4 protein-coding genes are annotated in these 6351 nt (G+C 66.9%); 1 reads left to right on the top strand and 3 read right to left on the bottom strand.

The features are described from left to right. Positions 1 to 133: 133 nt before the first annotated feature. On the top strand, positions 134 to 649 hold the full coding sequence (locus tag E8A74_RS37930) for a hypothetical protein (RefSeq protein ID WP_136933988.1): 516 nt from the start codon (positions 134 to 136) through the stop codon (positions 647 to 649). Between the two features lie 91 nt (positions 650 to 740). Here E8A74_RS37930 and E8A74_RS37925 read toward each other — a convergent pair whose 3' ends face one another. From E8A74_RS37925 to E8A74_RS37915, 3 genes are all read right to left on the bottom strand, one after another. Beyond that, positions 741 to 3254, bottom strand: coding sequence for a DUF2169 family type VI secretion system accessory protein (locus E8A74_RS37925; protein WP_170229679.1), 2514 nt, complete (start codon positions 3252 to 3254; stop codon positions 741 to 743). 14 nt (positions 3255 to 3268) lie between these two features. Then, a complete protein-coding gene (locus E8A74_RS37920; protein WP_136933986.1) occupies positions 3269 to 4570 on the bottom strand; it encodes a serine/threonine-protein kinase in 1302 nt (433 codons plus the stop codon). A 100-nt stretch (positions 4571 to 4670) separates the two neighbouring features. After that, a complete protein-coding gene (locus E8A74_RS37915; protein WP_136933985.1) occupies positions 4671 to 6245 on the bottom strand; it encodes a serine/threonine-protein kinase in 1575 nt (524 codons plus the stop codon). Positions 6246 to 6351 lie beyond the last annotated feature (106 nt).

Genomic DNA, 6351 nt, shown 5'->3' with positions numbered 1-6351 from the left:
CGATACGCGAGACCTCCGCACGAATGGCTGCCGCTTGTTGTTCCGTACACATGTTGAGGCTCCTTCCGGCGGGGAGCCTGGGCACGAGGGACACGGGGCGTCAGGACGGGGGTGGGCGAGGTGATACGTTCCCATGGCAAGCATACGCAACTCACAGGGGTCGCTTGTGCTCTTCGATTCCTACGACGAAGTGGACGACGAAGCCGCCGGTATCACGCTCCCGGGCCACCTCGAAGATTGGCTCAAGGAAGTCGGCTACCAGAAAGTGGTCAACAAAACGAACATTGGGGGGCTTTATAATGATATTGCAAAACGGAGGCTAATTGAAGCAATCAACATGCAGAACGACGGTTACAAAGTTTTCTTGTTAATCCTCGCCGCCTTACTGGAAGGTGATGAGCACGACGAATCAACCCAGGCCAAAAAGACCAAAAAAGGGAAGAGTGACAAATCAAACAATTCGAAAGGGGGCTCGTTTCCCAATCACTGGGTGATCCTTGAATGGGGGAGTGTAACGCTGCCTCATCAAGGGAATTTTAGAGTTTATTCTTGGGGTTCGAATCAGTATACCATACCACCTGCAGGGGAGACTTGGGATCTAGATTTTATTGCCGCGCGTTATTACGGCTTCATCGCCGCCAAGTATTAAGCAAATCACCTTCGCCCGAGGCTCGTCACCCTCCCCACCCCCACCCCCCTCACCGCCACCTCCTGCCCCTCATACTGATCCACCCTTCCCCTCACCTCCCCCACCATCCGCACCGCAAACCGCTGAAACGCTGGCAACTCCTGCCCCAACGCCTCCGGCAAATACACCGGCACCCCACCCTGCCCCCCCCCGGCATCTGCAACAAGCTCCGGATACACGTCTTCCCAAGCACCGTCCTCTTCTGATACGCCCGCTGCTCGAGCAACATCCGCTCCGTATGCCCCTCCAGATACCGCGGCGGTAACACCCGATTCCCCCGCCCGAACACTTCCTTCAGTTTCGCCGTCAGCCCCTCCGCGATTCCACTCGCGCCCTTCAGCCACGGCGTCTTGAGCAACTCCTCCGTCGTATCAATCTGCTCCTTCAGCGCCTTGTCCCCACTCGCCAACGGCGCCAGGGCCGCCATCGTCGCCTTCAGAGTCTCCAGCTCATCGAACGGAAACTCGAGCTCCCCCGCCACCAGCACCAGCGGTGGCACGAACGTCCCGTCCTCCGTCACCGCATTCGCAAGCGCCGCCTGGATCCCCGCCATGTCCACCGCGTCCCCGCGCGCAAGCAGCCCCGCAACGTCGCGCCGATCCCGCGCCTCCTGCCGCTTCTCCGGCGGTGAATCCCCGGACAGCTCGTCCTCGAACGCCTTCCCCTTGATCTGCCCGAGGATCTCCTTCCACCCCGGCTGCTTCCGGATCCGGGGCATCGCCGCCGGGTCGTACCAGAGCAGCTCGATCACCGCTTTCGGCGGCGAGACGTATGCGACCGGCGCATACCCTTTCTTCTCCGACCCCTCCTTTGACCGCCCAGCCGCCGCCGCCGCATCCGAGGCCGCGACAGCGCCTCCAAGGATCGGATTCGGCGAAAGCGGCGGCCCCTTGCTCCCGTCGCCGCTTTTCACGACGACCGGCTTCCACCCCCGCTTCGCCGCTGCCTCGTCAACCACCGGCGTGGCTTCTGGCTCCTCCTTGACCGGCGCCACGGCCAGCGCGGGACCGCGCTCTCTCTCCGTCGGTTTTTCACTCTGCGCCTGCGCCATCATCTGGCCCATTGTCGGCGCGGGCGTCGCCTCCTTCGACGAGGCTGCCCACGCGCTCGCAGAAACGGGCGCAATCGGCTCTACCGACGGAGCCCTCGTCACCATCGGCGGTGGTGCCACCGCTGCAACAGGCGGCGCAAGCGGCACCGGAGGCGGAACCGGCTGTGAAGGCGGGGGCGCAATCGCCGGTATTCCTGGCGTCGACGCCTTCCGCGCCATCGGCGCAAACAGCGTCCCCTCGGGATTCACCGGCACCGCCGCGACGTCCACTGCCCGAAGCGCCGCCAAACCCGGCTGCTGCCCGAATGGCAATCCCGCCCCCGTCACCCGCGATGACGACGCACCACCCGGCTCCGACGGCCTTCCCCCACCCATAAACGGCATCACCGGCCCCGCCGCCTTCGCCCCGAACGCCGGCACCAGCGTCATCGCCGCGAGGTCCTCCCCCTCGTCCTCGTCCCCCGCCGCGAGCGCTATCGGCGGAATCGTCTCCAGCAAATCCTCCGCGAGCTCCTCGACCGCCGCCGCAGCATTCGCCTGCGCCCCCGTCCCCTCCATCCGCACCACAATCCGCCCGGCCTCGTCCGCGCTCCGCAGCCCGATCGTCCCCCGCCAAACCACGCAGCATACCCCGCGGTCCGTGTCAATCCACAACGTATCCGCGATCAGCTTCACGTCCTCCCGCTCGCCCGTCGCCCGATCCACCACCACGCTCGGCCGCACCCCCGGCAAACTCGTCACCACCCGCGCATGCTCCGGATGCAACCCTTCCAGCACGATCCGCTCGTTCGGCCGGATCTCCGCCACCTGCTGATCCGGCGGCGCCGCCTGGAAATACTGCGGATCCAGCTTCTCCGGCAGCGGCCTCTCCGCCCACCCCGTCTGCGAAAATGTCCCCGCCAAACGCCCGAGCCGCTGCTTCCGCGCCGGCCACTCTCCCCCGACCGGCCCGTAACACACCGGGGCAAACGTATCCGACCGCTTGGACACGAACATCCCCGGCGGCTGCAAATTTGGGAGCGGCACCATTCCATACGCATCCGGCGCCGCGTCGAACCGGAGCCCCGCTGGATTGTTCGTCTCCGGCCCGCCCGCCGCGCGCTCCCACCGGAGCGGCATCTTCGTGAATCGCGGACCCTCGAGGAGCTGCCCGTCTTGTACGCGGAACCCTCGATCGCACCAGACCTCGATCGATTTGTCGAGCTCCCCCACGACGAGCCGCGTTATCACCGAGCGCGCCGGCTGTTTTCCCGGCGTATACGCGTGCCCGACGAGCATCACGTCCGCCCGCGGCTTGTACGGCACTTTATCGCTCGGCGTGACCACGCTCCGCGCCAGATCGTCGTTCCAGTGCCCGTCCTCCTCGTGCACCGGCTCCTGCGCCGGCGCGAGCGAGCATGCGCCCGGCTCTACTACGAAAGTAGCCTTGACAATCACCGTCAGCGCATGCGTTCCGGAATGCGCCTGCCAGGCAAACGTCGACGCGCGTAGGGGACAGAGACAAACGAGTTCCATGGCTGCTCCCGATCCTACTTCTTCTTCGGGGTCGTGCCCTGCGCCTTCTCTGCGCTCCGCGACTCGTCCCCAACCGTCGGATCGTCCAAGCACTTCGGCCGTTGCAGCGCCGCGAGCTCCGCCGTCACGCTCGCGATGCCTCGCTCCGCCTTCGCGGGCATCGGCGCCGGTCTCGCCATCCGATCCCCCACCATCACCGCCACCAGAATCAGCGACATGAGCCCGCCGAGCACGTTCAGCGTTTGCGGCCCCCATCGCATCGAGGTCGCCGCCGCGTTCGTCGAGGCCGCTTGGGATCGGACCATCGCTGCCGCCGTCGATCCATCCGGCCGTGAGGGCAGCGTCTCGGGGATCCACGACGCGCCCTCCCTCCCGTTCCAGGACTGCGTGATCCGTGGCTCCGGCGGTGGCCAATCTCGTGTCGCACGCCTCGCTTCCCTCGGCGGCCATGACTCCGTCACGCGCGGCGCCGTGCATGCTCGCAGCGCGAGATACAGGTCGAGCCGATCGGCGACGGCGGTGGTCTTCGCGATCCGTTGCTGTCGGTCTTGCTCCAGGCAATACGCGACGAGATCGTCGAGCTCGGCGTCGACGTTCATCACGTAGTCCGAGACGCGCGGCGTCGGACGCAGGCGCAGGCTATGGCCCTCCTTCAGCTCGAGCGGATAGACTGGACGCACGCCCGTCAGCATCTCGAAGAGCACGACGCCGAGCGAATAGACGTCGGTCCGCGCGTCCACGTCGTGCGGCGACGCGAGCTGCTCGGGGCTCATGTAGGCCGGCGTTCCCACGACGCCGTTGCGCTCGGTCACGAGCGTGTCGTCCGCGTTGAGGTCCTTGGCCACGCCGAAATCGAGGACCTTGACGACGAACCCTTCGGTCCCGGGCTCTTGATGCAGGAAGACGTTCGACGGCTTGAGGTCGCGGTGGATGATGTTTTTCGCGTGCGCCGCCGCGAGCGCGCGGGCGATGTCGCGGCCGATCCGCGCCGCCTCCGGTTGCTCGAGGCGCCTCTTTCGGCACAGCCGATCGGCGAGCGTCTCGCCGTGGAGCAGCTGCATCGCGAGGTACGCCTCGCCGGCGTCCGTCTCCGACGCGTCGTGGACCTCGACGACATTCCGATGCGCGATGGCGCCGCAGAGGCGCGCCTCCCGGCACAATCGATACCGATGGCTCGGGGACGGGACGCGGAGGACCTTCACTGCGACACGACGAGAGGTCGCGATGTGCTCGGCCTCCCACACGATGCCCATCGCGCCCTCTCCGAGCGGGTGCAACAACCGATACCTGCCTCCGAGTCGGTTCCCGGCGATCATGCACAGGGCGCTAGCAGTGTTTGCTTTGAAAGGACAAGTTCGTAGCAATTTTGGACACAGAGATGGATCGCAGGCTTCCCCCGACGCTCAGCGCGCTCGCTCAGAGACCTGACGGGGCAAACTTGCCTTTCGTCTTGTTCACGTTCCTGCACCCGACCCGGAGCGTCAGCGTGCACGGCGGCAGCGGCGTGTACGTCGACGTGGGCTTCACAGTCGCAGTCGCCGCCACCCGCGCGGAGGACGACGGCGGGGCCGCGACGGTGGATGCAGGTGTCGCGCTCGGCGCAGCCGTTTGCGTCGAGGCGGGCGTTGGCGTTGGCGTTGGCGTTGGAGCGGGCGGCGGGGCCGCGTGGTGCTCCAACGAAGCCGTCGGTCGAGGGAGCGGCGCTTCTGCGGCGGGCGTGACCGTTGGCGCCTGCGATGCGTCCGTGGGCTCGCTCCCGGGCAACCCGATCACGACGACGAGCACGACGAGCGCGAGCATGGCCGCCGCGCCGAGCCCGAACGACAAGAGCAGGATCGCACGGCCTTGCTTGCGCCGTGGGATCGTCGAGGTGCTCGTCACGGGCTCTTCGCGCACCGTCGGCGGCGCGGTGAGCTCGGCGGCAGGCAGGGGGATTCCCGCCGTCAACGTCGCGCTTCGCCGGTGCGCGGAGAGCGACTCCTGCATCTCGCGTCGCCACGGCGGCAGCGGATCGGGCGTGGGCGCGTTCGCCTGCAAGAACGCCGTGCCATCGGGCGTCGCGTCGGGCGCAGCGAGCAGGGGCGACGACGACTGCGAAGGCCGCGGCGCGGAGATCGCTGCGCTCGACGGAGCACGCCAGATGCGGCTCGACTCCACGAGCGGCGTGAGCAGCGCGCCGAGCTCAGCGGCGCTCGCGATGCGCTTGTCGCGGTCTCGTTCGAGGCAACGCATCACGATGTCCTCGAGCTCCGGCGGCACGTCCCGCACCCGCGCCGAAATCGGCGGGATGGGCGCGATCAGCACCTGGCGCACCACATCTTGCAGCGACCCGGTGAAGGGACGAACACCCGCGAGCAGCTCGTAGAGCAGGATCCCGAGCGACCACAGGTCCGTGCGATGGTCGATGTCCGCGCGTACCCCGACCTGCTCGGGGCTCATGTATCCGGGGGAGCCGATCACCATGCCCGTCATGGTCGCTTGCGTCTCTTCGGTCGGGCCGAGGCTCTTCGCGACGCCGAAGTCGAGCACCTTCACCACGAACTCGTCTTCGCCCGCGCCCGGCGCGCGGTGGAGGAAGACGTTCGCGGGCTTCAGATCGCGGTGCATGATCTGCGCCTGATGGGCCGCTTCGAGGGCGTTCGCGATGTCGCGGGCGATCCGCGCGGCGACCTTCGGCTCGATGCGCCGCTTGTTCTTGAGCATGTCGGCGAGCGACTCGCCGGAGAGGAGCTCGAGCGCGAGGAACGGCTCGCCGTCGTCGGTCTCGCCCGCATCGAGCAGGCGCACGATGTTCGGGTGGGACAAGCGCGACGAGAGCCGTACCTCGCGCAGGAAGCGCTGCCGGAGCTCCGTCGTCGACTTCGAGAGCAACTTGATCGCGACCTCGCGGCGCGTGTCGCTCTCCTCCGCAGCCCAGACCGTGCCCATCGTGCCTGCGCCGATGGCCCGGACGAGGCGGTACTTCTTTCCGATCGTGCTTCCAGCTTTCATCGTTGGTCAGGACAGATGTGCCGGCAATGCCGCCAATACGACGCATGGTAGCGTACCAGGCGAACCGTGTAACAATTCGTGGTAAGATTTCTTGCGCGCTACCATG

The organism is Polyangium fumosum (assembly GCF_005144585.1).
GTDB classification, from domain to species: domain Bacteria; phylum Myxococcota_A; class Polyangia; order Polyangiales; family Polyangiaceae; genus Polyangium; species Polyangium fumosum.
Note: the sequence above shows the minus strand (reverse complement) of the source record. Positions and strands in the feature narration are given on the sequence as shown.

Bases quoted from the DNA above. Each gene is read 5' to 3' on its own strand.
- E8A74_RS37930 (WP_136933988.1), top strand. From the start codon at position 134: ATGGCAAGCATACGCAACTCACAGGGGTCGCTTGTGCTCTTCGATTCC.
- E8A74_RS37925 (WP_170229679.1), bottom strand. From the start codon at position 3,254: ATGGAACTCGTTTGTCTCTGTCCCCTACGCGCGTCGACGTTTGCCTGG.
- E8A74_RS37920 (WP_136933986.1), bottom strand. From the start codon at position 4,570: ATGATCGCCGGGAACCGACTCGGAGGCAGGTATCGGTTGTTGCACCCG.
- E8A74_RS37915 (WP_136933985.1), bottom strand. From the start codon at position 6,245: ATGAAAGCTGGAAGCACGATCGGAAAGAAGTACCGCCTCGTCCGGGCC.